The 26,529-nt window shown below is 34.3% G+C and carries 20 protein-coding genes; 12 read left to right on the top strand and 8 right to left on the bottom strand.

The genetic code is table 11. From position 1 onward, the window contains the following. Positions 1 to 2 precede the first annotated feature (2 nt). From FGF67_RS12050 to FGF67_RS12040, 3 genes are read right to left on the bottom strand one after another with little or no spacing between them, the layout of a single operon-like run. Complete coding sequence (locus tag FGF67_RS12050; protein WP_139698006.1) at positions 3 to 1,259, bottom strand: dihydroorotase; 1,257 nt, start codon at positions 1,257 to 1,259, stop codon at positions 3 to 5. Then, positions 1,256 to 3,181: a BatA domain-containing protein gene (locus FGF67_RS12045; protein ID WP_139698005.1), complete on the bottom strand. Its 1,926-nt coding sequence runs from the start codon at positions 3,179 to 3,181 to the stop codon at positions 1,256 to 1,258. The genes FGF67_RS12050 and FGF67_RS12045 overlap by 4 nt, the downstream gene beginning before the upstream one ends. A 41-nt stretch (positions 3,182 to 3,222) precedes the next feature. Further along, positions 3,223 to 4,230, bottom strand: coding sequence for a glycosyltransferase family 2 protein (locus FGF67_RS12040; protein ID WP_139698004.1), 1,008 nt, complete (start codon positions 4,228 to 4,230; stop codon positions 3,223 to 3,225). A gap of 88 nt (positions 4,231 to 4,318) precedes the next feature. Here FGF67_RS12040 and FGF67_RS12035 point away from each other — a divergent pair, with 88 nt between their 5' ends. Further along, positions 4,319 to 6,211 (top strand): M61 family metallopeptidase, encoded by a 1,893-nt coding sequence (locus FGF67_RS12035; RefSeq protein WP_139698003.1) that lies wholly within the window; start codon positions 4,319 to 4,321, stop codon positions 6,209 to 6,211. An 82-nt stretch (positions 6,212 to 6,293) separates the two neighbouring features. Here FGF67_RS12035 and FGF67_RS12030 read toward each other — a convergent pair whose 3' ends face one another. Both FGF67_RS12030 and FGF67_RS12025 read right to left on the bottom strand, forming a co-directional pair. Beyond that, positions 6,294 to 7,790 carry a S10 family peptidase gene (locus tag FGF67_RS12030; protein ID WP_139698002.1) on the bottom strand — a complete coding sequence of 499 codons (1,497 nt, stop codon included), beginning with the start codon at positions 7,788 to 7,790 and terminating at the stop codon, positions 6,294 to 6,296. Positions 7,791 to 7,832: 42 nt separating this feature from the next. Then, complete coding sequence (locus tag FGF67_RS12025) at positions 7,833 to 8,597, bottom strand: TIGR02757 family protein (RefSeq protein ID WP_139698001.1); 765 nt, start codon at positions 8,595 to 8,597, stop codon at positions 7,833 to 7,835. A gap of 201 nt (positions 8,598 to 8,798) precedes the next feature. On the opposite strand from FGF67_RS12025, the gene FGF67_RS12020 reads away from it, so the two are divergent. Next, entirely contained in the window at positions 8,799 to 9,605 is an 807-nt protein-coding gene (locus FGF67_RS12020) for a hypothetical protein (RefSeq protein WP_139698000.1), read from the top strand. A 54-nt stretch (positions 9,606 to 9,659) separates the two neighbouring features. On the opposite strand, the gene FGF67_RS12015 is transcribed toward FGF67_RS12020, so the two are convergent. Beyond that, positions 9,660 to 10,829: a helix-turn-helix domain-containing protein gene (locus FGF67_RS12015; protein WP_139697999.1), complete on the bottom strand. Its 1,170-nt coding sequence runs from the start codon at positions 10,827 to 10,829 to the stop codon at positions 9,660 to 9,662. Between the two features lie 211 nt (positions 10,830 to 11,040). On the opposite strand from FGF67_RS12015, the gene FGF67_RS12010 reads away from it, so the two are divergent. Together FGF67_RS12010 and FGF67_RS12005 are read left to right on the top strand one after the other, a co-directional pair. Then, positions 11,041 to 12,417, top strand: coding sequence for a 3-keto-disaccharide hydrolase (locus FGF67_RS12010; protein WP_139697998.1), 1,377 nt, complete (start codon positions 11,041 to 11,043; stop codon positions 12,415 to 12,417). A gap of 22 nt (positions 12,418 to 12,439) precedes the next feature. Then, positions 12,440 to 13,771, top strand: a complete 1,332-nt coding sequence (locus FGF67_RS12005) for a Gfo/Idh/MocA family protein (protein ID WP_139697997.1) — start codon at positions 12,440 to 12,442, stop codon at positions 13,769 to 13,771. 70 nt (positions 13,772 to 13,841) lie between these two features. Here the strand turns inward: FGF67_RS12005 and FGF67_RS12000 are convergent, their stop codons facing one another. Beyond that, positions 13,842 to 14,507, bottom strand: a complete 666-nt coding sequence (locus FGF67_RS12000; protein WP_139697996.1) for an ABC transporter ATP-binding protein — start codon at positions 14,505 to 14,507, stop codon at positions 13,842 to 13,844. Between the two features lie 118 nt (positions 14,508 to 14,625). Here FGF67_RS12000 and folE point away from each other — a divergent pair, with 118 nt between their 5' ends. The 5 genes from folE to FGF67_RS11975 all read left to right on the top strand — a co-directional run bounded on the left by folE (position 14,626) and on the right by FGF67_RS11975 (position 20,085). Next, positions 14,626 to 15,213 (top strand): GTP cyclohydrolase I FolE, encoded by a 588-nt coding sequence (folE, locus tag FGF67_RS11995; protein WP_139697995.1) that lies wholly within the window; start codon positions 14,626 to 14,628, stop codon positions 15,211 to 15,213. A 40-nt stretch (positions 15,214 to 15,253) separates the two neighbouring features. Beyond that, complete coding sequence (locus tag FGF67_RS11990; RefSeq protein WP_139697994.1) at positions 15,254 to 15,517, top strand: hypothetical protein; 264 nt, start codon at positions 15,254 to 15,256, stop codon at positions 15,515 to 15,517. A gap of 142 nt (positions 15,518 to 15,659) precedes the next feature. Further along, the gene (locus tag FGF67_RS11985; RefSeq protein WP_139697993.1) at positions 15,660 to 17,294 is read left to right on the top strand and encodes a CTP synthase; all 1,635 of its coding nucleotides are present in this window, start codon (positions 15,660 to 15,662) and stop codon (positions 17,292 to 17,294) included. Positions 17,295 to 17,369: 75 nt separating this feature from the next. Continuing rightward, positions 17,370 to 19,262, top strand: coding sequence for a membrane protein insertase YidC (gene yidC / locus FGF67_RS11980; protein ID WP_139697992.1), 1,893 nt, complete (start codon positions 17,370 to 17,372; stop codon positions 19,260 to 19,262). A 121-nt stretch (positions 19,263 to 19,383) separates the two neighbouring features. Next, positions 19,384 to 20,085: a toxin-antitoxin system YwqK family antitoxin gene (locus FGF67_RS11975; protein WP_139697991.1), complete on the top strand. Its 702-nt coding sequence runs from the start codon at positions 19,384 to 19,386 to the stop codon at positions 20,083 to 20,085. 82 nt (positions 20,086 to 20,167) lie between these two features. Here FGF67_RS11975 and FGF67_RS11970 read toward each other — a convergent pair whose 3' ends face one another. Next, positions 20,168 to 22,432: a fasciclin domain-containing protein gene (locus FGF67_RS11970; RefSeq protein WP_233244069.1), complete on the bottom strand. Its 2,265-nt coding sequence runs from the start codon at positions 22,430 to 22,432 to the stop codon at positions 20,168 to 20,170. A 187-nt stretch (positions 22,433 to 22,619) separates the two neighbouring features. On the opposite strand from FGF67_RS11970, the gene mnmA reads away from it, so the two are divergent. The 3 genes from mnmA to FGF67_RS11955 are packed head-to-tail and all read left to right on the top strand — an operon-like array spanning position 22,620 to position 26,401. Continuing rightward, positions 22,620 to 23,807: a tRNA 2-thiouridine(34) synthase MnmA gene (mnmA, locus tag FGF67_RS11965; RefSeq protein WP_139697989.1), complete on the top strand. Its 1,188-nt coding sequence runs from the start codon at positions 22,620 to 22,622 to the stop codon at positions 23,805 to 23,807. Positions 23,808 to 23,828: 21 nt separating this feature from the next. Continuing rightward, positions 23,829 to 25,448 (top strand): S8 family serine peptidase, encoded by a 1,620-nt coding sequence (locus FGF67_RS11960; protein WP_139697988.1) that lies wholly within the window; start codon positions 23,829 to 23,831, stop codon positions 25,446 to 25,448. Continuing rightward, positions 25,448 to 26,401 carry an NAD(P)H-dependent flavin oxidoreductase gene (locus FGF67_RS11955; RefSeq protein ID WP_139697987.1) on the top strand — a complete coding sequence of 318 codons (954 nt, stop codon included), beginning with the start codon at positions 25,448 to 25,450 and terminating at the stop codon, positions 26,399 to 26,401. Before FGF67_RS11960 ends, FGF67_RS11955 begins: the two co-directional genes overlap by 1 nt. The last annotated feature ends 128 nt before the right edge of the window (positions 26,402 to 26,529 follow it).

Raw genomic sequence — 26,529 nt, 5'->3', positions numbered from 1 at the left:
TTTTAGGAATTTAAAACTACTTTATTGTTTGAAATAATACCGTAAACTTTTCCTTTTAAAGTTTCATTTTCAAAAATGGCGTTCTTTGATCTAGAAAAGATGTTTGTTTTGTTAAAACGGTATTTTTCATTAGGGTTAAATAAGCTAAGATTGGCTTTTTGGCCTATTTGTATTGGTGAGGCCTCTAGTCCAAATCTTGCTTTTCCTTTAGTAAGGAGCTCTATAGTTTTTTTAGTAGTAAAAATAGTTTGTAAGGCTCCAAAGGCACTTTCTAAACCAATGCTGCCGTATTGGGCATGATCAAACTCTACTTTTTTCTGTTCAATATCAATAGGGGTATGGTCAGATGTAACCATATCAATGGTACCATCTTTTACGCCTTTAATCAAAGCTTCAACGTCTGCTTGAGTTCTTAAAGGAGGTAAAACCTTGAAATTTGTATTAAACTCTGTTAATGTGCTGTCGGTAAAATATAAGTTGTGGATGGCTACACTACAGGTTACATTGAGCCCCTTCTTTTTAGCAGATCTAATAAGTTCAACTGATTTGGCGGTTGAAATAGTAGGAATGTGTAATTTTCCATCAGTATATTCCAATAAAAATAAATCTCTTGCCACTTGTAATGCTTCAGCAAGAGCCGGGATTCCCTTTAAGCCAAGTTTAGTGCTGGTAATATGTTCATTAACAACACCATGTCCTGAAATTCTGTTTTCCTGAGGAAAAGAACATACTAAGCCATCAAAACTACCTGTGTATTGCAGGGCAATTTTCATTAGGTTAGGATTGCTAATGGCGCTTTTATAATCGTAAAAGGCTACGGCACCAGCTGTACTCATATCATAGAGTTCAGCTAAATCTTCACCTTTACTACCAGCGGATAGGGCACCAATTGGAAGTAAGGTTACGGGATGGTTGTTTGATTTTGCTTTTATGAAGGTAATATCAGCATTGGAATCAATAACAGGATGGGTGTTTGGATTCACGGCTATACTTGTAAATCCTGATTTTGCCGCTGTTGCTAATCCGTTTTCTATGGTTTCACGTTCTTCAAAACCGGGTTCCCCAAAACTTACACTACTATCAAACCAACCTTGGGATACATGTAAATCATCAAGGGTTATTACCTGATATCCTTTTGGGATGTCAAGCTGGTTTGCAATCTTAGAAATCGTACCGTTTTCAATTAATATGTCTTGGGTAGAATTGTGAAATTCGCTTTTTGGATCAATAATCGTGGCCGATTTTATAAGTATGTTCATTTAAAGAATTTTAAGATGAGCATTTCAATAATCAATAACGCTAATGCAAAAATAACAAACCATTTCCATAGGTAGTTAACTTTTGTCTCACTTTTTAAGGTGTTTGCTACTTGGCTTATGGAATTATTCACCTCACTGTTTTTTGAGGGGGCAAGCCTCCTATATTTTAGTTCACTTTCTTCTCTTGAATAGTTGAAACTTATGTTTTGTAAGGTGTCGTTATGTTTTTTAATGGCGTAAATTCCAGCTTCGGAAGGTTCGTTGTCTGTATTAATAATAACTTTATTGTTTAAATACTGCTGTTTAGGAATAAGGTTAGTGTTGTCTTTTGAGAGTGTTAACACAGCATCAGATGGTATAGTGGTTTCAATCTCAATATGGTTGTTGTTGCCTATAGTGTAAAACGGTTGAGGACTTTTAAGGCTTTGTTTTCCAATATTGAAAAACGTAGGCACAATTAAAGGAGAATTTTTAAAGTTAGAATTAAGGGTGTTAAGTGGAGCTGAGAATATGTATGTGTTTTGGTTGTTAATTAAAAAAGGTTGCTGGTCTTCAAAAGATAAGGCTGATGTTATGTTGTTTGAATAAAGAGCATAAAAACCATTTACTTTAGGATATTGAAAGTTCCTGACTTCTTTTTCAAAAACACCGTTATTGTATAATGCATGCGAAAAATTAATGGTTGTTATAAGCTTTTCATACGTATTAAAACTGCCAAAATGTAACCCGTTTGCAGTCAATAGAGCATTGTAGCTTGTGTTATCTGCGTTTTCTGAAGGAATAATAATTAGGGATCCGCCTGCTTTGGTGAATTGAATTAAGGCAGAAACTAGAGCATTTGGGATGGTTTTTAGTTCGTTTAGAATGATAAGATTTTGCTGGTCTATAACATTATAGTCAAATTGAGTTTCAGGCACGCCTTGGTATGAAAATATGCTCTCCTTATAAAGGCGTTTTAAAAAAGAGTCTTCAATACCGTTAATAGCTAAAATGTTTATTTTGGAATTTGAATTAATGTTAAAATAAAAGGTGTTATCAAACTGTAAATTGCCGTCATCAATAACTATTTTTCCGTTAATGGTTTTGTTGCTTGGTAATGAGAATTCAGATGCTTCAGAATCACTATTTTTTATAGATGTTTTGGCAATTAATTTGTTATTATTGTATAATGATATGGGGACGTCTCTAGAATCTGATATATTGTTTTTATATTCAACTTTTAGTTTCAATGAGTTATTTGAAGTTTCTGATAATGAGATGTTTTTTATATAACTATTGTTTTTGTCTATAGGAAGAGTTTGTATAAAATAGGTGTGGATAAGCGTGTCTAACTCCAGATTAAAATGGCTTTTGTCTTCTTGAAAATCTGAGATAAAGATCAAGCGTTTTAACGTACTATTCTTATTAGAAAAATAGCGTTTAGATTTTAAAAAAGCGGCCTTGGTAGAAACTTTTTCTGAAGTATAATCAATAGCTAATAAATCATTTTTTATGCTGTTTATAGTTATGTTTTTAAACGCACTATTATTGGTTACAATTGATATTGTTTCATTGTTTGGTAGGAACTCAATAACATCTTGAATGGCTCTTTTTAAAAGTTCACCTTGACTGCCTTTAGCTTGCATGCTAAACGAATTATCTATGTAAATAACAGTTTCTTTTTCTGTATTTAAAACATTTCTTTTAGAGGTAAAAGGTTGGGAAAATCCAAAAATTAAGGCTGCTAAAAGTAAAAGTCTGGTAAAGAGTATTAGCCATTTTTTTATTTGAGAACTTTTTCTTGTTTGAATAACCGCCTCTTTTAAAAAAGTGACGTTGGTAAATGCAATTTTTTTGAATTTTCGTAATTGAAATAAATGAACAATAATAGGTATGAGCAGTAAAAATAAAGCGTAAAGAAATTCTGGGTGTTTAAACTGCATAGGTCATTTAGATTAATCCAAACCTACATAAAATTTTGTCACTAGCAAAAGAAAAAATAGTCTGTCATTGCATGCATATCTTGCTTTTCAAAATAACTTTTTATGTCGTTTTGAGCTTTAGGGTTGGCTACAGTTACAATACTTTGCGCTTGGTTTATGTGTTCAAGGTGCGTAAAAGGTTTAAGTTCCTGATCATAAATCTCTTTACCAATTTTCTTTGGGTTATCGCAAATCCATGTAAATGCTATTTGTTTTTCTACCAGTTTTTTGGCAATAGTTTTTCCTTTAAAACCAGCACCCCAAATGACTAAAGGTCTTGAGTTATCAAAATCTAACTCTAAAAAATAATGTAATTTGATATCTAAAAATGTGTTTTCAGCATAATTACTGTGCGTTCTTGAGGTACGAGTTTGATAGTCGCGCCAATAATGAAGCATATCACTACTTGGAATAATTTTGTATTGGGCTTTATAGAATCTAAAGGTTAAATCATAATCTTCAGGATATCTGTCGTGGTTAAAACCGCCACAAGCTACAAAGTCTTCTCGGTATATCATCCAACAAGGAGAGGCTATGACACACTCCTTGTAAATTTCAGAATAATTCTGACCTTGTTCAGTTAAACGGTTTAGCCAATCTTCATATTTTTTGTAGCCATCACTTATACCGCGATCGGAAAAATAAGCCACACGCCCCGTAGCTACATGATTTTTTCCTGATTTTATCAAACTTTTTACCATGGTGTCAATTTTGTGTTCTGGCATCACATCGTCGCTATCCATGCGGGTTATTAACACACCTTTACTGTATTTAAAGGCTAGTCTTAAGGCATCAATAATACCTGTTCCAATATTGTTGAAAAGATGTATTCGTTCATCCTTTTCCGAAAATGATTTTACAATATGGCGGCTGTTATCAGTAGAGTGGTCGTCAATAATAATAACTTCCCAGTGACTATAAGTTTGATTTATTATTGAGATTAGGCAATCAGATAGAAATGATTCTGTATTTTTAAACGGAATTAAAATGCTTACTAGTGGGGTTTTCATTTGGCGAATTTAACAAAACCTTAAGAAGTCTGCACGTAACATAGTAGTATTTTGCACGTCATTTACAAAACTCAAAAAACTTTAATTCATGAACAATAGAATTTTAGCTGTATTTTTTACTGGTTTAATATTAGTAGGTTGTAGTTCAACCAAAAACACAAAAAATGATTTAGCGGTAAATTTACCTATTCAAGCTGAAATAAATTTAGTTGATATAGATAGTGATAGAGCACCGGTAACTATTAATCCAGGTAGATTTACTACTCCAAAGGTAACTTACAGGCTACCAAAAGTAGTTCAAGGCACCTATTCGGTTAGTGATTTTGGAAAGTACGTTGATGATTTTAAGGCTATTGATTATAATGGAAATGAAATGCCAGTAGAAAAGATTGATACAAACTCTTGGACTATTTCTAATGCCAAAGAGTTAGATAAAATCACCTATTTGGTTAATGATACTTATGATGTTGAGATTACGGGAGGTATTGGTAAAGAGGTGCCTTTTTCGCCTTCTGGAACAAATATAGAACCTAAAAATTATGTTTTGAATTTACATGGTTTTATAGGTTATTTTGATTCGTTAAAAAACAACCAATACAAATTGGATGTATCGGCATCGGCGGATTTTGTAAGAACCTCTGCACTTCAAGTGGTAAGCTCTAAAACCAGTGATGATGGTAAAGTAGTAACAACCAGTTATTACGCGCCAAGATATTTTGATATTACCGATAACCCAATGATGTATGGTGATTTAGATGTTGAAGAGTTTCAAGTGGGTGATATTAAAATTGTTTTGAGTGTGTATTCTCCCAATAAAGTGCATTCTGCTGCCTCTCTAAAGGAAACTGTTTATAAAATGATGAAGGCTCAAAAAACGTATTTGGGCGATATAAACGCAACTCCGCGCTATGATATATACCTGTATCTTTCAGAAGAAAAGGAAGATTCTCCGAAGGGCTATGGTGCTTTAGAGCATCATACCTCCACAGTAGTAGTATTCCCTGAGAGTATGTCTGAAGAAGCACTTGCAGATAGTATGATTGATGTGGTGTCTCATGAGTTTTTTCATATTGTAACCCCGTTGGGAGTGCACTCAGAAGATATTCACTATTTTGATTATAACAATCCAACGTTTTCTAAGCATTTATGGATGTATGAAGGTGTGACTGAGTATTTCGCTACCTTATTTCAGGTAGATCAAGGTTTGGTTGATGACGCTGAGTTTTACAAAGAAATAATGAGCAAGATTGAAAACTCAAGGCGCTTAAACGACGCTATGAGTTTTACCATTATGAGTGAAAATGTATTAAAGGCTCCTTATAAAGATGAATATCTTAATGTGTATCAAAAAGGTGCTTTAATTGGTATGTGTATTGATATTTTGATGCGTGAAGAAAGTGGAGGTCAGCGTGGTATTTTATCATTGATGAAGGAACTTACCAATAAGTACGGAAAAAATAAACCTTTTGAAGATGATAAGCTAATTGATGAAATTGTCAGTTTAACCTATCCTTCTTTAGGAGAATTTTTTGCAGATCATGTTGTAGGTGATATTCCAATTAATTATAATGATTTTCTTGAAAAAGTAGGTCTTGAAATTGGGGAAGGAGATGTAGAAACAAATTATATATTGATGAGTGGAGTTCCAATTGTAGGTGGAGATCCTCATAAAGGCACTATTTACTTTTCTGAAATGGTAGCAAAAAATAGTTTTTGGGTTGAAAACGGAGCAATGCCGAATGATGTCATTAAAACAATTGATGGAAAAGCATTGACTATGGCAAATGCCAACACCTTGCTACAAGAAGTTTTTATGTGGAAACCAGGGAGAGCGGTGGAAGTGACATTAGACAGAGACGGTGAAGAAATAGTAATTAATACCACTACTACAAAAACTTTTACTAAGGGGCAAGGTATTCTTGAAAAGGCTGATGCTACCCAGGCGCAAAAGGAATTAAGAGAAGCTTGGCTAAGAGGTTAAGTTTTTAGTTATTTAAAGAAAACCGACCAAAAAGTGATATCCTTTTTGGTCGGTTTTCTTTTTATAGGGAGGTGTTTAGTAACTAATCTTTCTCGTATTTAGCAGGTTTACCATTGCTTAAAGAATTTTTTATAAAAGCCCTGAGATCATCATTAGCAGCAACTAAATCGTCTTGTCTTAAATACATCATATGGCCACTGCGGTATCCCTTAAAAGAAAAGCGTTCTCTCATTTTTCCGCTAGGATCAATTTGCCACATGGTGTATTTTGCGCCAAAATAGGTGGTGGCGCCATCAAAATATCCCGACTGTACTAAAACCTTTAAGTAAGGGTTTTGAGCCATGGCTTGCCTTAAGTCATCACGAGTATTGTTATTACGATTATCCCAAGGATGTACGTCACCAAACATATTGTACTTTATATCTGTTTTAAAATTTAGATGTGTTCTGATGTAGAAATTAATAGCCGGCGTAAAAGAATGCATCCATGAGGTGAGTTCGGCATTAAAATCAGGACTACTACCGGCTTCTCTTTTATCAATACCTAAATATCTAGAATCTAAACGTCCAATGGTATAACCTGATTTATCTCTTAAAAGTTCTTTCCAGAAGAAGGACGTAGGCACATCCAAATTATTCTGGAGAATTACTTTTTTACTTAAGCCAGAATAAAACGCCATTTTGTTGGCGACTGTTTCCTTTTCTTCCGCACTAATAAATCCGCCTTTAGCTAAAGCAGGCATTAAGGTGTTAATGGCGTATTGTTCAGATTCAGGAAGAATATCAAGTAAATCTTTTTCCTGAAGTACTTTAGGAAGTGCGTTTTGGTACCATGCAGCTGCCGTAAAATATGGTAGGTTTAGGGCAGAGTATACGGGCTGACTTGTGTTGTAAAGTTTATAATCGGCTGGAGATACTAAAATAACACCGTTTAAGTACATCCATTGATTGTTTTGTAATTCATTAGCTAAGCCCATTACGCGTGTGCCTCCATAACTTTCCCCAATAATGTATTTGGGCGATTCCCAACGACTTTTTCTTGTTACAAAGGTATTAATCCATGCTGCTAAGTATTTAATATCGGCATTAATACCAAAAAAGGTTTCTCGTTTGGGTAATTCGCCTTCTTTATTGGGAATCATTCTTGAATATCCAGTATTAACAGGGTTTACGTAAACAATATCAGCTATATCAAGTATTGAGTTTGGATTATTTTTTACACCGTATGGTTGCACAGGATACCCCTCTTTGTCTATATTTAGAACTTTTGGTCCCGTATAGGCTATGTGCATCCAAACCGATGCAGATCCAGGTCCACCGTTAAACGAAATAATTAAAGGACGTTCAGCTCTGTTTTTTACGTTATTCCGTTCATAATAAGTGTAGAAAAGCGAAGCAATAGGAATACCTTTTTTGTCCCAAACAGGCTGTGTGCCTGTGCTTGCTGTATAGTTAATATTTGCGCCTTTTACGGTTGTGGTGTGTGTGGTTACAACCATAGTGTCTGAAGGGATTTTAATATTTTGGCTAAAAGTTAAAATACTAGATAATGTTAAAAGGATAGTGAGATGCGTTTTCATAGTATGAAATCAAGATTAGTAGTTAAAGATAAAAAACTAATGTTAAAAATTTTCAAACGCACCAAGACCAAATAGTGCAAAATCATATTTTACTGGGTCTATAGGGTCAAGCTTTCTTAAGGAGATGTCTAACTCTGCTAATGCTTTAGCGTCATTTTGTTTTCTGGTTAAAAGCCCTAATTTTCTAGCTACATTTCCAGAATGTACATCTAGAGGGCAGGATAAAGCAGATGTTGGGATAGATTTCCAAATACCGAAATCAACACCTGTATGATTACTTCTTACAAGCCATCGTAACATCATATTTAGTCTTTTGGCGGCCGATCCTTTGTTTGGGTCTCCAACATGCTTTTCTGTGCGTTTTGGGTGTTCAAGAGAAAAAAACAGTTTTTTAAACTCATGAATGGCAAGTTGTGTGCTAGTTTCGGTTAAATACTTTTGAAAGACAGTCTCCATACCTTGATGGTTTAAATAAATATTTTTTATTGAGGTGATGAAAAACCTTAAATCATCAGCATTAAACGTTCTGTGAACAAATCCGTTAAACCTTTCTAAATCAGATTCAGCATGATTTAAAATAAAATCGTATGGCGCATCATCCATCAGCTGCATGAGTTTCCTGGCATTATTAATAATCATTTTTCTGTTTCCCCAAGCTATAGTTGCTGTTAAAAACGCACTAATTTCTATATCTTCTTTCAAAGTAAAGTAGTGTGGAATTTGAATAGGGTCTGTTAATATAAAATCAGGACGGTTATACAATACAACCTTTTCGTCTAAAAACTCTTTTAGGTCTGTTAAATTCAAATTTGAGATTATAAATTAAAGTGATTCCTGTAGCGAAAATACGATAAAAAAGAAGCTTTTCCTGGAAAATAAAATGTTTAAATGGTTATTTTTATCGATTAAGTGTTGTTTTTGCATCGGTTTTGCCATTTAAAGGACTGCAAATTAAACTAAATTTAATGCAATTTTCGTTATTTGTAATAGTCAACAAAATTTAAGTTTATGAAAAAAATTATAGTTCCCATTCTAGTTCTTCTTTTCATGAGTTGTCAAGAAGATGATTTAAAACCTACTGATGTAACAGCTTCAGTGGTAGAAACTTTAAACGAGTATGAATTGGCAAACAGAGTGTTTCAAGATGTTGGGAACAATGCTGGAGATGCTGTTTTAAAAGCAGAAAGTTCAAATACTGCTAAAATTAGCGGCTCCAAAGAAGATCCCGTTATACATGTAGAACCAGCCAATTTAACAGAGTTTCCTAAAACAATAACGGTTGATTTTGGTACAGGTATCCTTTGTAAAGATGGTGTAACTCGGAAAGGTATTGTGAAAATTGTTTCAACGGGTTGGTATGGAGCATTGGGGAGTGAACACACTACAACTTTTGATGGGTATTATCATGAAGGTTATAAAGTTGAAGGGGCACATGTGGTAAAAAATTTGGGAGAAAATGAAGATGGAGAATTAAAATATAGCGTAACCATTAACGATGGTAAAATCACTGATGGAAATGACCATAGCGTGCAGTATAAAGAAAACTCGTTTAGAACTTGGGTTGCAGGTGCCGATACCCCTTTGAACATTTGGGATGATGAATATCTTTTAGATGGAACGCAATCTGGTATGAGTTCTAGAGGCGTAGCATATACCTTAACTATTGAAGAATCACTACATTTTGTTTTACTACCAAGAAGTATAACATCTGGAATTTTAGATCTTGATATAGGACAAATAAAAAACATTAAATTGAACTTTAATAATGCAACAGTTACCATTTTGGGGAATACATATCCTTGGGGTATAAAGTAGGTATATTTTAAAAACACAATAAAAAGGCTGCTCTTAATTTAAGAGTGGCCTTTTTTAATTATTGTTGTCAAATACTATTTGTTTTACCTTTATACTTGCCCGTTCTTTACCCGTAACCTCAAATAGAGCGATAAATTCAGCACTGTTTTTTAAGTAATTATCATTAAACTTAATGATAGAGTCCTTATTAGTGAAATAATCTACAGCTGCAGTGGCTCCAAAACCGTGGTTAGAAAAGAACATAAGGTTAGAGGTGTCATTGTCACCATTTAATTTAGCTATTAAAACGTGTTCATGACTGTGCCCATTAGAATTTAGTTTTATTATTGTGTCTATGTTCTTTTTTAAATCTTTATAGGTAATATGCCCGTCGTTATACGCCTCATTATTTTTTGTAATTTGAATTCGTTTTGATTTTAGGTTGAAAAAGTCAACGAACGAATTATCATATTTTAAAGGTCCTAAATAAATAGAGTTTTGTTCTTTTAATTGTTGGGTAGTTAAATTCTTTAATTTATGAATTTTAAATTCACTATGATTTCTATAAAAATGTTTGGATAGATCTTTTACAGAATAGGCGCTTAAAAAGTTTACATAAACATTTCTTCCTGGGCTATAATCTTTCATTTGTTCAGGATGCTTTTTAATTTCCTTGTAAAACTCATCAACAGAATTGATATTGTAGTCTCTGTGGAAACCTGATGATCCAAAAATATTAGGCCCCACAAAACCAAAAATATCAAACAGGTATAGCGTATTTTCTTTTTTATTGGCAAAGAAAGGTTCCCAAATAGGATCCTTTTGATTTAGTTTTATAATTGAAAAAATAATACCAACTATTGCCGAAAGTAGAACACCAAGAATAAGCAGTTTTTGCTTGCTTGTGTATTTTGGGGTAGGCTTACTTTTTCTGTAAAAACTAACACCATATTGTCCCCGTTTTATTTCAATAAATATATCATCGTTTACACCTTCGTTATCAAAATATTTTTTAAGCTTATTTCTAAGGTGATAAATATTTACTCTAATGGTTGCTTCACTTTTCTCGGGTTCGTATTGCGATCCGAAGATTTCTAAACTAATATCTGTGGCATTAAGATTCTTGTTATTTATTGAAGATTCAATTAAGTACTTAAGAAGCACATTACTTGTGGTTGTTTTTGAAAAAGCATTGCTCGTCAATAAACGATTAAGTACTTCTATTTTGTCTTCTTTTTGAATCATTATAAAATAAATTGAGTGGTAAAGTAAAGGAAAATTTGTGCAATGAGCAACTTTGTTTTAATGGTTAAAACAACCATTAAAGCATGTTAAAACTTCAAATTGGTATGTCAATTCACTACATTTGAGATTCAAGTAAGTGTTGGTATCACCACAATTTATGTTTAGCAAGGCTACTTGAAAAAAATCTAAACAAATTTAAAGACAGAACAGTATGAACAAACGTATTTTGAGTGCAATAATCATGTTGTCATTTGTAGTAATGGCTGGTGCTCAAGGAAAATCAATTGAATTATTTAATGGTAAAAACTTAAAGGGTTGGAAAGTGTTGAATGGTACTGCTGAGTATCATGTTGAAGATGGCGCCATAGTAGGTGTTTCTAAGATGGGTACACCGAATACATTTTTAGCAACAAAGAAGGAGTATACTAACTTTATTTTGGAGTATGATATGTTTTTAGGCAGTGGCTTAAATTCTGGAGTTCAAATTAGAAGTCATAGTAATAAGGATTATAATGACGGACGAGTACATGGCTTGCAGGTAGAAGCAGATGACTCTCCAAGAAATTGGTTTGGAGGTCTTTTTGATGAAGCCAGATTAGGATGGCGATACCCTCTGGAGTATAACCCAGAAGTAAAAAAAGCTTATAAGCAAGGGCAATGGAATAAAATAAAAGTTATTGCTGCCGGGCATCATATTGCCACTTGGGTTAATGGAGTAAATTGTACAAATTTATATGAAGAAAACATTGAAACTGGTTTTATTGCATTACAAGTTCATGCTATTGGAGGAAGCAAAGAAAAAGCAGGTAAAGAAATAAAATGGCGAAATATTAAATTGACTGAAATCCCGGAAGACTTTTCGTTTGAAACAACGGCTCCAGTGATTAGTTTTTTAAAAAACGAATTAACTCTTGAAGAAAAATCAAAGGGTTGGACTTTACTCTGGGATGGAAAAACCACAAACGGTTGGAGAGGAGCAAAGCTTGATGAGTTTCCTAAAAAAGGTTGGGCTGTTAATGATGGTGTTTTATCAGTGCAAGCTTCGGGAGGTGCTGAATCTGAACATGGAGGAGATATTGTGACAACAAAACCGTATAAAAATTTTATTTTAGAGGTAGATTTTAAATTTTCCCAAGGAGCAAATAGTGGTATAAAATATTTTGTAGATACAGATTTAAATAAAGGAAAAGGGTCTGCTATTGGTTGTGAGTTTCAAATTTTAGACGATCAGCTTCATCCAGATGCCAAGAAAGGAGTGGATGGTAACCGTACCTTATCATCTCTTTATGACCTTATAAGAGGAGATGCTCAAGAGTATATTCCTTCGTTATATACCAAAAAATATGTCAATAAAAATGGATGGAACCGAGCTAGAATTGTAGTAGATGGCGCTAAGGTACAACACTATTTAAATGGTTGTAAAATGGTTGAATATATTCGAGGAACACAGCAATGGAGAGCTTTAGTAAAGTATAGTAAATATAAAGATTGGCCAAATTTTGGAGAAGCAAAAGAAGGCCTAATTCTTTTACAAGATCATGGCGACGAGGTGCATTTTAAAAATATCAAGATTAAAGAATTAAACTAAACATATTAAATAAAAACCAATTATGACTTCACGTAGAACATTTATAAAAAATACAGCTATGGGAGTTGCAGGGGCTACATTGTTAACATCTGCAAACTCTTATGGAATGATTTTAGGAGCCAATGATAAAATTAAATTCGCTATAATAGGCTGTGGTGGTAGGGCTTATGGTTTAGCAAAAGCTATAGGAGATATTGAGCAAGGTGAAATAGCTGCTATTTGTGATGTTGACGCCACTAGATTGAATGCTTTTAAAGAATTTTGTAAAAAAGATATTGGATCGAAGCCTAAAACTGAAAAGGATTTTAGGAATTTATTAGAGGATAAAAATATTGACGCCATTGTTGTAGCTACACCTGAGCATTGGCATGCTCCAATGGCTATAATGGGAATGCAAGCAGGAAAACATGTTTATGTTGAAAAACCTTGTAGTCATAATCCTCATGAAAATGAATTAATCGTTGAGGTTCAAAAAAAATACGGAATGATTTGCCAAATGGGAAATCAACAAAGATCTTCTAGAACCTCAGCATTAGCGGTACAGGATATAAGAAATGGCATAATTGGCGATGTATATGCTGCTAAGGCTGTTTATGCCAATGCAAGAAAGCCAATAGGTATAGGAAAAGAAGTGCCAGTCCCTGAAACCTTAGATTGGGATTTATGGCAAGGTCCAGCGCCAAGAGAAGTGTATCGAGATAATGTGCACCCTTATAATTGGCACTGGTTTAGAGCTTGGGGTACTGGAGAAATACATAATAACGGTACGCATGAAATAGACATTTGTCGTTGGGCATTAGGTGTAGATTACCCAAATAGAGTCGTGTCATCAGGTGGAAGGTTAAGTCATAAAGATGATTGGGAGTTTTTTGATACACAAATGGTTAACTATGAGTTTGATGGTGGTAAGTTATTAACTTGGGATGGTAGAAGTTGCAACGCTTTTAAGTCTATAGGAGGCAGAGGAGCTGTTATTTTTGGTACAGAAGGTAGTATTCATTTAGATCGTTCTAAGTATGTACACCTCGATATAAATGGAAAAAAAGTGAATGAGCAATATGAGAATCAAACAAAAGAGTCAAAAGCTAATAAAACATCAGATACAATTGGATTTGATGGCTTAACCGTTAGTCATATGCAAAATTTTATTAATGCTATTTTAAAGGGAGAAAAATTAAACTCACCCATTGCCGATGCTGCCATTTCTACGCAATTATGTCACTTGGGTAATATTGCTCAAGATTTGAAGGAAAGTTTAAATATAGATATCAAAACTGGGCGTGTTTTGAATAATAAAGGGGCTGAAATGCTATGGAAGCGTGATTATGAAAAAGGTTGGGAACCTAAATTATAAAAGAATATAGTGTAAAAAAGGTCTCTAAATGTTGTAGTAGAGACCTTTTTTTATAGTGTGATTTGTGGTATTAGTGGCTAATAATTTTACCGTCTACCATAGTAAGTTTACGGTCCGCCATATCAGCTAAATCTACATTGTGTGTTACAATAACAAAGGTTTGTCCGTATTCATCTCTAAGCTTAAAGAATAAATTGTGTAAATTTTCAGCAGATTCACTATCCAAGTTTCCCGAAGGCTCATCAGCAAAAATAAGACTAGGGTTATTGATTAAAGCTCTAGCCACTGCAACACGTTGTTGCTCACCACCAGATAATTCATTCGGTTTATGCTCATAACGTTTTTCTAGATTGAGAAAATTGAGGAGTTCTTTTGCTCTAGCTTCAGTTTCGCTCTTTTTTGTACCTTTTATAAAAGCAGGTAAACATACATTTTCTAGGGCTGTAAATTCAGGAAGTAATTGATGAAATTGAAAAATAAATCCAATATGTTCATTTCTAAATTTAGCTAGGGCTTTATCTTTTAGAGTTCTTATGTTAGTGTTATTAATAGTTAGTTCATAGTTCTCTTTTGAGGAAGCTTTGTCTAAAGTTCCTAGTATTTGTAACAAGGTTGTTTTTCCAGCACCAGAAGCACCAACAATTGATACTATTTCTCCTTTTTTAATATGTAAATCTACACCCTTTAAAACCTGTAAATCCCCGTAATATTTGTGAATATTTTTTGCCTGAATCATGCTTTTTAAATAAGAGCTGTGAAATTAATATATTAAAAGTTGATGCACAATTATGAACACTATTTATTGCTAAATTCATTTTTAACTTTATATTTAAAGAGATTCAAATTAAACGATTATGCCTTACAAGAGTTTTGAAGAATATAATATGCAAGTTACAGATGATGTTAAAGACAGATATAAAAACATTATTAAAGATTTAGGGGAAGATATTTCAAGAGATGGTCTTAAAAAAACGCCTGAGCGTGCAGCAAAAGCTATGCAGTTTTTAACGCAAGGCTATGAACAAGACCCTGTAGAAGTGTTAAAAGGGGCTATGTTTAAAGAATCTTATAATGAGATGGTTATTGTGAAAGATATAGAGCTTTACTCACTGTGCGAGCATCATATATTACCTTTTTTTGGAAAAGCACATATTGCATATATTCCCAATGGCTATATTGTAGGGTTAAGCAAATTACCGCGCATTGTAGATATTTTTGCAAGACGACTTCAAGTGCAGGAACGTTTAACAGAGCAGATTTTAGACTGTATAAATGATACCTTAAAACCTCAAGGAGTGGCCGTAGTTATTGAAGCTTCTCATATGTGTATGATGATGCGTGGTGTTCAAAAACAAAATTCAGTAACCACAACATCAGGGTTTAGAGGGCAATTTGAAAAAATTGAAACCCGAAATGAATTTTTAAAGTTGATAGGTAAGTAGGTTTGGTATATTTCTTGTTTTTCAGATTTCAAAAAATATTATGAGTAAAACAAAAAAACTATTAATAGGTATTTTATTGGATGCTATAGGATGTGTATCTTATATAATTCCTGGTATTGGTGAATTTGTAGATATTATTTGGGCACCAATAGCAGGTTGGTTGATGACCAAGTTATATGAGGGAAAATCAGGAAAAGTTGCTGGTATTGTCGCTTTTGTTGAAGAAGCTGTACCTGGTTTAGATATTATTCCCACATTTACCTTAATGTGGATTTATACTTATTTGCTAAAAAAAGAAAACTAGGTTTGCTATCATTTTCTTTTAAGTTAGATACTCCATTAATAATTAGCATTTCATTGTTAACAAGTCAAGTTTAAATAACTAAAAAACAATTCCGAATTAACTATTTTAATTTTGTAAATTTGCCTGCGTTTAAAAGCGCAACATGAGTAGTACAACAAAATACATATTTGTAACCGGCGGCGTTACATCATCCCTAGGAAAGGGTATTATTGCAGCATCACTTGCAAAACTATTACAAGCACAAGGTTACAGAGTTACCATTCAAAAGTTAGATCCGTATATAAATGTAGACCCAGGCACCTTAAATCCATATGAGCATGGTGAGTGCTACGTAACCGAGGACGGAGCAGAAACCGATTTAGATTTAGGACATTATGAGCGTTTTTTAAATACTCCTACAAGTCAAGCTAACAATGTGACCACAGGAAGAATTTATCAAAGTGTTATTGAAAAAGAGCGCCGTGGTGAATTTTTAGGAAAAACAGTTCAGGTTGTTCCGCATATTACTGATGAAATTAAAGAACGTGTTCAGATTTTAGGGAAGTCTGGTGATTATGATATTGTGATTACCGAAATAGGCGGTACAGTTGGTGATATTGAATCGTTACCATATGTAGAAGCCGTTCGTCAATTGCGTTGGGATTTAGGGGATAATAATGGTATTGTTATTCATTTAACTTTGGTGCCATATTTATCGGCAGCAGGTGAGTTAAAAACAAAACCAACGCAGCATAGTGTAAAAACACTTATGGAAAGCGGGGTACAGGCCGATATTTTAGTCTGTAGAACAGAACATAATTTACCTAAAGATTTAAGAAGAAAGTTAGCCTTATTCTGTAATGTTAAGGAAGATGCCGTAATTCAATCAATTGATGCGTCAACCATATATGATGTGCCAAACTTAATGTTGGAAGAAGGCTTAGATAAAGTTGTTCTGAAGAAATTAAATCTTAGCAGTTCTACACCAGATATTGATAGATGGAATCAATTTGTACATCGTCATAAAAACCCAAAAACAGAGATTACAATTGGATTAATAGGAAAGTATGTAGAGTTACAAGATTCCTATAAGTCTATTTTAGAAGCTTTTATTCATGCTGGAGCAGAGAATGAGGTGAGGGTAAAAGTAGAGTCAATACATTCAGAGTACATAAATAGTGATAATGTAGATCTAAAACTAGGGCATTTAGATGGCGTTTTAGTGGCACCTGGTTTTGGAGAACGTGGTATTGATGGAAAGATTGATGCTGTTAAGTTTGTAAGAGAAAACAATATTCCGTTTTTAGGTATTTGTTTAGGAATGCAGATGGCTGTTATTGAATTTGCCAGAAACGTGTTAGGCATAAAAGATGCCGCTTCTACCGAAATGAATGCAGATACACCTAATCCTGTTATAGGTCTTATGGAAGATCAAAAAACAATTACAGATAAAGGAGGTACTATGCGTTTAGGGGCTTGGGCTTGTGATTTAAAGATAGGTAGTTTGGTTCGTGATATTTACAAAGCAGAAAGTATTGCAGAGCGTCACAGGCATCGCTATGAATTTAATGGTGAATTTAAAGCTCAAATGGAAGATGCGGGAATGATTGCTACCGGGCTAAATCCGGATACAGGTTTAGTTGAAATTGTTGAGATTCCATCACATCCTTGGTTTGTAGGCGTACAATATCACCCAGAATATAAGAGTACAGTTGCTAATCCGCATCCTTTGTTTGTGGCTTTTGTTAAGGCAGCTTTAAAGTATAATAAAAACAAGAAAAGTGCCAGTAAGGCATAATTTGAATTTTGGATAGCTTCTTGCTAAGTTATTCTCATTCTTAATGCAAGATTATTTCTTAATCGATTCAAAATAATGGAAGAAAAAAAATTAGATATCAATTCAATTATTGGCTTCGTGCTCATTTTTGGAATATTGGCTTATATGCTTTGGCAAAACCAACCAACGCCTGAAGAGTTAGAAGCCCAAGAAAAAGCGAAACAAGAACAAATTCAAGCTGAAGAAAAAGCCAAAGCACAGCAACAATCTATGGATACTGCAGTAGCTGATTATGCAGTTGGTTCTGGTGTTGATTCTTTGCAACAAATACAATTACAGAATAAATTAGGGGCGTTTGCTTATTCTGCTATTAATGCAACAAACAAAGAAACTACAGTTGAAACAGACCTGTTAGCTTTAACATTTAGTAATAAAGGCGGGTATTTATCAGAAGTTAGGCTAAAAAAGTTTGTTGATTATGATTCAGTACCTATTTATTTGATAAAAAATAATAATGCCTCATTCAATATTAATTTTGGTACAACAGACAGTAGAATATTAAATACTAAAGATTTACCATTTATACCTTCAGTTACCAAGAGCGGTGAGAATACTATCGTTTCCATGAAGCTAAAAGTATCTGAAAGCAAATTTTTAGAATACAGATATGAGTTAAAACCAAACGATTATATGATTGGTTTTTCTGTGCGTTCACAAGGCTTAAATGATGTTATAAATGGTTCACAAGATATTCATTTAGATTGGAGTTTAAAAGGATACCGTCATGCTAAAAGTATTTCTTATGAAAACAGGTATACCGATATTCATTATGAATATGAAGATGGAAAAGATAGTTATACCGGGCCTAGAGATGCTGATGAAGAAGTATTGGATGTAACTTGGATTGGGTATAAACAACACTTTTTTTCGTCGGTGTTATTAACAGATAAGGCGTTTAAAAAAGCGCATATAATAGCTGAAAATTTAGTTAAGAAAGAAGAGATAGATACGGTTTACACTAAGGCTTTTGAAGTAAAAATGCCGTTAGAATTGCAAGGCGGTGAATTAAATGAATCTATGGATTGGTATTATGGTCCTAGTGATTTTAAAGTGCTTAATGCTTACGGACGGAATTTAGATGAATTGGTGCCATTTGGTTGGGGTATTTTTGGCTGGATAAACCGTTATGTGTTTATGCCATTGTTTAGTTTTCTTGGTGGTTTTATGCCTTATGGTATCGCTATTGTGGTGATGACTATTTTGGTGAAAATTTTATTGTCGTTTGTGCAGTATAAGCAGTTTTTGTCTCAGGCTAAGATGAAAATTTTAAAACCCGAATTAGATGCTATAAGAGAAAAGTATAAAAACAATAAAATGAAAGCGCAGCAAGAAACTATGGCGCTTCAAACCAAGGCAGGTGCCAGCCCAATGGCTGGATGTTTACCAGCATTAATACAGTTGCCTGTGTTTTATGCTTTGTTTCAATTTTTCCCTTCGGCATTTGATTTAAGACAAAAATCCTTCCTATGGGCTGAAGATTTATCATCATATGATACGGTAGCCAACTTACCTTTTAATATTCCTTTTTATGGTAATCATGTAAGTTTGTTTCCAATTTTGGCTTCTATTGCTATTTTCTTCTATATGCGTTTAACCACAGGGCAAAATGTGCAGGCGCAACCACAACAAGAAGGTATGCCCGACATGGGGAAAATGATGAAATACATGATGTATTTTTCTCCAATTATGATGCTATTCTTCTTTAATAACTATGCCTCTGGTTTGAGTTTATACTACTTTATTTCAAACTTAATTAGTATTGGAATCATTTTAGTGATTAAGCATTATATTTTAGATGAAGATAAAATTCATGCCGAGATGCAAGAGAAGAAGAAGCAACCCAAAAAGCAAAATCGTTTTCAGAAAAAAATGGCCGAAATGATGGAACAAGCGGAGCAACAAAGACAGGCACAACAAAAACGTAAATAATAATATTGGTTTTATGAATACAAGCTGTCAGAATTATATTTTGGCAGCTTTTTTGTTATAAGATAAAAGCAAATAAAACGTTACTATATTTATAATTTCCTCGAAAGCAATAATTTTTTTTATGATGAAGCATTTAGTGATTTTGGTGTTACTCTTTACAAGCACCCTTTTTAGTCAAAATATTAATCAGTTTGATGCGCAAGGCAAGCGACATGGTATCTGGAAAAAATATTTTGATGATACCAATATTTTAAGATATGAAGGGCAATTTCATCATGGTAAAGAAATTGGCGTGTTTAAATTTTATAAACTGTATAAAGGAAAAGGTATTCTGTCTGCAACAAAGACTTTTAATGCAAATGATAATATAGTTGAGGTAAAATTTATGGCTTCAAATGGTAAAGTGATTAGTGAAGGATTGATGAACGGTAAAATGTATATTGGAGAATGGAAGTATTATCAAAAAACGTCTGATAAATTACTTACTCTTGAAGCGTATAATGATGAAGGTAAACTCATAGGAGAACGTTTGGTGTATTATCCAAATGGTAACATAGCAGAAAAACAAAACTATGCTAACGGACAATTACAAGGGGAATCTATAATTTACTCTGAAAAAGAAGTGGTTTTAAAAAAACTACAGTATGATGGTGGTGAATTACATGGACCAGCGGCATTTTATAACCCTAAGGGTGAATTAATCACGGAGGGCGCCTATAAAAGAGATAAAAAGAATGGCATTTGGAAGTATTATGAAAATGGAAAGTTAGTAGACGAAAAGGATTTTACCTATCATCCCAAATACATAAAAAAAACTCCTTAATTACTTAAGGAGTCTCTTTTTTCATAGATAATCATTCAGATGGAAGTAAGAATGTGATTGTCTACAAAACCAACAAACCAAACTAATTTGTAAGATTTGGTATAGCCACTTTATTAATAACATGGATTACACCATTTCCAGCTTGTACATCAACGGCAATAATTCCAATGTCAGAATTACCAGAGCCGTCGGTTAAATTTGCTATATTAGGACTAGTGCCTGGAAGCGTGATAGTAAGGTCATCACCTTCTAAACTAGGCGCAGTAGTTGTTCCTGGATTATTTAAATCAGCCGATGTTACATTGGCACCAGCTATGACGTGGTGTTGTAAAATGTTTGTTAATACACCCTCATCTGATGGTACTGTAATTGCAGCAAACGCATCGTTTGTAGGAGCAAATACAGTGAATGGAGCAGGGGCTGTTCCATTAGCTGTTGATAATATTCCTGCAAAATCTGTACTCGGTGTTAATGTTGTTAATGCAGTTACTAAGGTTGAAAATGTTGGATCAGCCACCGCAAATGTAGTCACTGTTGGAATATCAATTACGGCATCAACGGTATGAATGACTCCGTTACTAGCAATGATGTCAGCCTTAGAAACATCAGCTATTCCATTTAATGTTACCCCGCTATCTGTATTTATGTATAAACTTAAGTTATTATCTGTGTTTCCATAGGTTGCAGCTGTCTTCACATAGGTGTTTGTTAAACCGGATGACACAGCGGTAGCACCAACCACCACATGATTTAATAATATAGCATCTAAAGCGTTGCTATTAGGATTTGAAAATGCAGTGAAAGCATCATTTGTTGGAGCAAAAACCGTAAAGTCACCCGGAGTAGATAACAAATCTGTGAATGTTGTATTACCTCCCATTGTTAAATTACTTACTAAACTGCTTAATCCAGGATTAGCAACGGCGTGATCAACAATTGTTGGCAAACCTATTACGGCATCAACAATATGTATTACACCGTTAGTTCCTTCCTTATCGGCCATTTTTACTGTTGAGACACCATTAAATTTCACACCGTTAGATGCATCAAAAAAGATGCTCATTTTATTACCGCCAGCACCAGTTGCCTCTGTTGAAGCATATCCAGACCCTAATCCCACTAAATCAGTTGACATAAGTTTACCAGGTAATACGTGATTTAAAAGAACTTGTGATAATACAGCAGTATCTATATCTGCTAACGAATTCCATGCTGGGTTGCTGTCAAGCAAGGCTTGAAAAGCTGCATTGTCAGGAGCAAGAATTGTATATGGACCTTCTCCGCCTAATACGCTTACTAAGTCGCCATCAGCAGCTTGTAAGGCTTGAACAAGTATGCTTAATTCAGGTGTATCTAATGCAATACCAACTACTGTTGATGGTAATTTAGGTAAAACCACCTTGTCAATGACATGTATTACACCATTTGCAGCTTGAACATCAGTAACAATGATATTACTCACGCGTCCGTTTGAATCTGTAAGCGTTGCACCTCCAGTTACGTTGGCCGTAATGTCGCCACCTAATGTTGTCACCGTTAAATTGTCTGATAAACCGCTAGCTAAAACATTAGCGCCAGAAACGGCATGTAAGTCTAAAGTAGCCTTTAAGGTAGGCTCATCAATATCAGATAAAGCGCTTGCTCCCAATTCAGTTAATAACATGGCAAAAGCGTCATTTGTGGGCGCAAATACTGTGAATGGAGCAGGTGCTGTTCCACTCATAGTTGAAAGCGCTGCAACATAATCAAACGTTAAATCGTCTCTAGTTAAAGCTTGCACTAAGATAGAGAATGTTGGATCTGCTACAGCAAAATCTACAACTGTTGGCAAATCAATTACCGCATTTACAATGTGTACAACACCATTTGTTGCTACTAGATTTGGAGTAATAACATCTGAAACACCATTTAGCTTAACACCTCCACTGGTGTTAACAAACATATTAATAGTGTTCTTTGTTGTGGCTTCTTCAGCTAAGGTTTCAATGTATCCAGTAGTTAATTGGTTGGCTCTAGCGCCACCTACAACCACATGGTTTAAAAGGATGGTTCTTAACACATCGTTGGGCACAGCTTCAAGAGAAGCAAATCCCTTTGCATTTAAAAACGCCGCAAAGGCTTCGTTTGTAGGTGCAAAAACTGTGTAGTCTCCTGATTGAAGGGTAGCTACTAAATCTGCTTTTTCTAAGGCAGCAACTAAACTGGTTAAGTCTGGTGAAGTTAATGCCAATTCAACAATGTTAAATTCTCTAATTACTGGGGTATCGTCATCATCGTTACAAGACCACAACAAAAAAAGACTCAGAACAAGTAGTCCTGTTTTTTTAATAAAATTTGATGCTTTCATTTTCATAATTTTTTAGTTCACATTAATTGTTTAACAAATATATAAAAAAATTAAACAAAAAAACAAATATTGTTTAATAAAAATATTAAAATAATAAACAAAACAGTATTGCATCTATAAATAGGACTAAGTTCACGTATATAAAATTTCGCTAATATTCAGTATCTTTGTGCCCTAATTTTTTAAAATGAAAAGAGTAATTGTTGGGTTATCAGGTGGCGTAGATTCTAGTGTGGCTGCTTATTTGTTGAAAGAACAAGGGTATGAGGTTATAGGGCTATTTATGAAAAATTGGCATGATGACTCGGTTACCATATCCAATGAATGCCCCTGGTTAGATGATAGTAATGATGCTATGCTTGTTGCTGAGAAATTGGGTATACCTTTTCAAACGGTTGATTTGAGTGAACAGTATAAAGAACGTATTGTTGATTACATGTTTAAGGAATATGAACAAGGAAGAACACCAAATCCTGATGTTTTGTGTAATAGAGAGATAAAGTTTGATGTTTTTATGGACATTGCTTTAAATTTGGGAGCCGATTATGTGGCCACTGGGCACTATTGTAGAAAAGGCACTATTACTAAAGATAATAAAACCATATATCAATTATTGGCGGGTGTTGATGGCAATAAAGATCAGTCTTATTTTTTATGTCAACTATCACAAGATCAATTGGCCAAGTCTTTATTTCCTATAGGTGAGTTGACTAAACCAGAGGTAAGAGCGATTGCTACAAAATTAGATTTGGTAACGGCAGAAAAGAAGGATTCACAAGGTTTATGTTTTATTGGCAAAGTAAAATTACCTGATTTTCTTCAACAGCAACTTAAACCAAAAGCAGGTGATATTATAGAGATTTCAAAAGATGCAGATTTATATCAAGAAGTTCCACCAGTTTTTGATTCAAAAGAAAAAGAATTAAGTTATTTGTCAAGGAAATTTGACTATACACCAAATCATGGTAAAATAGTAGGTAACCACCAAGGTGCGCATTATTTTACTAAAGGGCAAAGAAAAGGTTTAGCCGTTGGAGGTACAGTTGAGCCCTTATTCGTCATTGATACCAATGTTGAAGATAATGTGATTTATACAGGACAGGGAAAATCACATCCAGGTCTTCTAAAAAAAGCCCTTTTTGTGTCAAACGAAGAGTTACATTGGATACGAGAAGATTTAGAATTAAAAACAGGAAATTCTATGAAGGTTAAGGCTAGAATTAGATACAGACAACCTTTAGAATTGGCAACATTATATAAAGTACCACATGGGTTGTATGTTGAATTTGAAAATTTACAATCGGCCATAACCGAAGGGCAGTTTGTGGCATGGTATATTCAAGATGAGTTAATAGGTTCGGGCGTGATTTCGTAAATTAGCAGAAAACCTGCTGTTATGAAAATAGGAATCTTAAAGTGCTTATTTTTTTTTCTTAGCATTAATGTATTGGCGCAACAAGATGCATGGATTTATTTTGTAGATAAAGAGGATGTTCAGGCGTCTATAGAACATCCAATTACCATACTTTCACAAAAGGCAATCGATAGGAAAATAGCTCATGGTGTTGCTATTGATGAACGAGATGTTCCTGTTAACGAAGCCTATATTGAAATGCTTAAAAATAGTACAGGCATTCAAGTCAAGGCTAAATCAAAGTGGTTTAATGCCATTCATGTTCAAGGAAGTTTTTCTGATATTGAGTCTTTAAAAAGTTTGAACTTTGTGAGTCATGTGATTTATGCCGATGCCCAGTTAGGGACAGGTAAAACATTAAAAAGTAAGTCAAAATTTATGACTGGGCAAGTAGTGGTAGATTTTAACTACGGAAATTCATGGAATCAAATAGCTATGTTTCGTGGTGATAAACTGCATCAAAGAAGATATACAGGTAGCGGCATAACCATTGCTGTTTTAGATGCTGGATTTCCAAATGTAAACCAAATGTCTGCTTTTAAGCATTTAAGAGATGCAGGCAAACTTTTAGGAAGTTATCATTTTGTAAATCGAGAGGTTGATGTTTTTAATAATGCAACAAGTAACCACGGTACTTTGGTGTTAAGTACTATGGCTGGGCTTAAAGAAAATCAATTTGTAGGAACAGCACCTGACGCGTCTTACTATCTGTTTGTTACAGAAGATGCCACAAGCGAAACACCAATTGAAGAAAGTTATTGGGTAGAGGCTGCCGAACGTGCCGATAGTTTAGGGGTTGATATCATTAATACTTCGTTAGGATATACTACATATGATAATTCAAGTTATGGTTATACGCCTGCTGATATGAATGGCAATACAACTTTCATAACACGTGGCGCAAATATTGCATTTGAAAAAGGGATGCTTTTAGTTACTTCAGCAGGAAATTCGGGTAGCCCAAATGATGCCTGGCAAATAGTAGGAGCTCCTGCTGATGCCTCTGGTGTGCTAAGTGTAGGAGCTGTTGATGCAAATGGAAACTACGCATCATTTAGTTCAAAAGGGAATGAGGAGCAACCAACACAAAAGCCAGATGTGGTTGCTCAAGGTCAGCGAAGTTATGTAATCACTGAAAATGATGTTATAGCACAGGCTAATGGTACCTCTTTCAGCTCTCCCATTTTAGCAGGAGGCGTGGCCTGTTTATGGCAAGCTTTACCTGAAAAATCAAATGCAGAAATTATGCAAGCCGTTAGAATGTCGGCATCTCAATATGAGACTCCAGATTTTTTTCTGGGTTATGGTATTCCAAACTTGGAACAGGTACTGAATACTGAAAAGTTGGAAGAGTGGGACGATCAAACATTTGTGCTGTATCCAAATCCTATAGAGGATAAATTGTATGTAAGTGGAATTACAGATGACGATATAGAATCTTTTAAAATGTCCATTTTCAACATTCAGGGAAAGTTCATTTTAGAAACTCCTTTAGAGATCACACAAGAATATTTTGATTTGTCATTCTTAGCAGAGGGACTTTATATAATTAGTGTAGAAACCAAGTCATTTTCAAAGACCTATAAAATGATCAAACAATAATGGAAAATAAAATAACAGCGCTTTTTAAAATAAAATATCCCATTATACAGGCAGGTATGGTGTGGAATAGCGGATGGAAACTTGCAGCGGCTTCAAGTAATTCGGGTATTTTAGGGCTTATAGGAGCAGGATCTATGTATCCCGAAGTATTACGAGATCACATTAAAAAATGCAAAAAAGCAACGAACAAACCATTTGGGGTGAATGTGCCCATGTTATATCCAGATATTGAAAATATCATGAATATCATTGTAGACGAAGGCGTTAAAATAGTCTTCACTTCTGCTGGAAACCCTAAAATCTGGACTTCTTGGTTACAAGAAAAGGGAATTACTGTAGTACATGTTGTAAGCAGTTTAAAGTTTGCACTTAAAGCGCAAGAAGCTGGAGTAGATGCTATTGTGGCTGAAGGTTTTGAAGCTGGTGGACATAATGGAAGGGATGAAATGACTACCTTAACCCTCGTTCCTATAGTTAAAGAACATATACAGATTCCACTGATAGCAGCTGGCGGTATTGCAACAGGTAAAAGTATGTTAGCCACAATGATTCTGGGAGCAGATGGTGTGCAAATAGGCTCTCGGTTTGTTGCAAGTTTAGAAAGTTCTGCCCATCAAAATTTTAAACAAGCTGTGGTTGATGCTAAAGAAGGCGATACACAGCTAACGTTAAAAGAATTAGCTCCTGTAAGACTGATTAAAAATTCATTTTATAATCAAATTCAGGATTTATATAAAACCTGTCCTACAAAGGAACAATTAAAAGAATTGTTAGGGAGAGCTCGTGCAAAAAAAGGCATGTTTGAGGGCGATTTAGAAGAAGGTGAGCTAGAAATTGGTCAGATTTCAGGACTTATTCATGATATAAAACCTGTTTCAAAAATAGTAAGTGATGTAGTTAAAGAATTTGAAGCTGCTAAACTAGAAGTTTGCAAAACCACTTATTTCAAGTAACTTGTTTAAAAAAAGGAGAAATTAAATTCTCCTTTTTTATGCTTTGAAACTTAGCAATTATTTTCCTAACCCTTAAAAAATGAGAGCACGAAGTTTCTTATGTGCTATATAGTCTTAATGAGATATTA

It is taken from the genome of Allotamlana fucoidanivorans (assembly GCF_006265225.1).
Taxonomy (GTDB): Bacteria; Bacteroidota; Bacteroidia; order Flavobacteriales; family Flavobacteriaceae; genus Allotamlana; species Allotamlana fucoidanivorans.
This window is presented reverse-complemented; position numbering and strand designations above follow the sequence as displayed.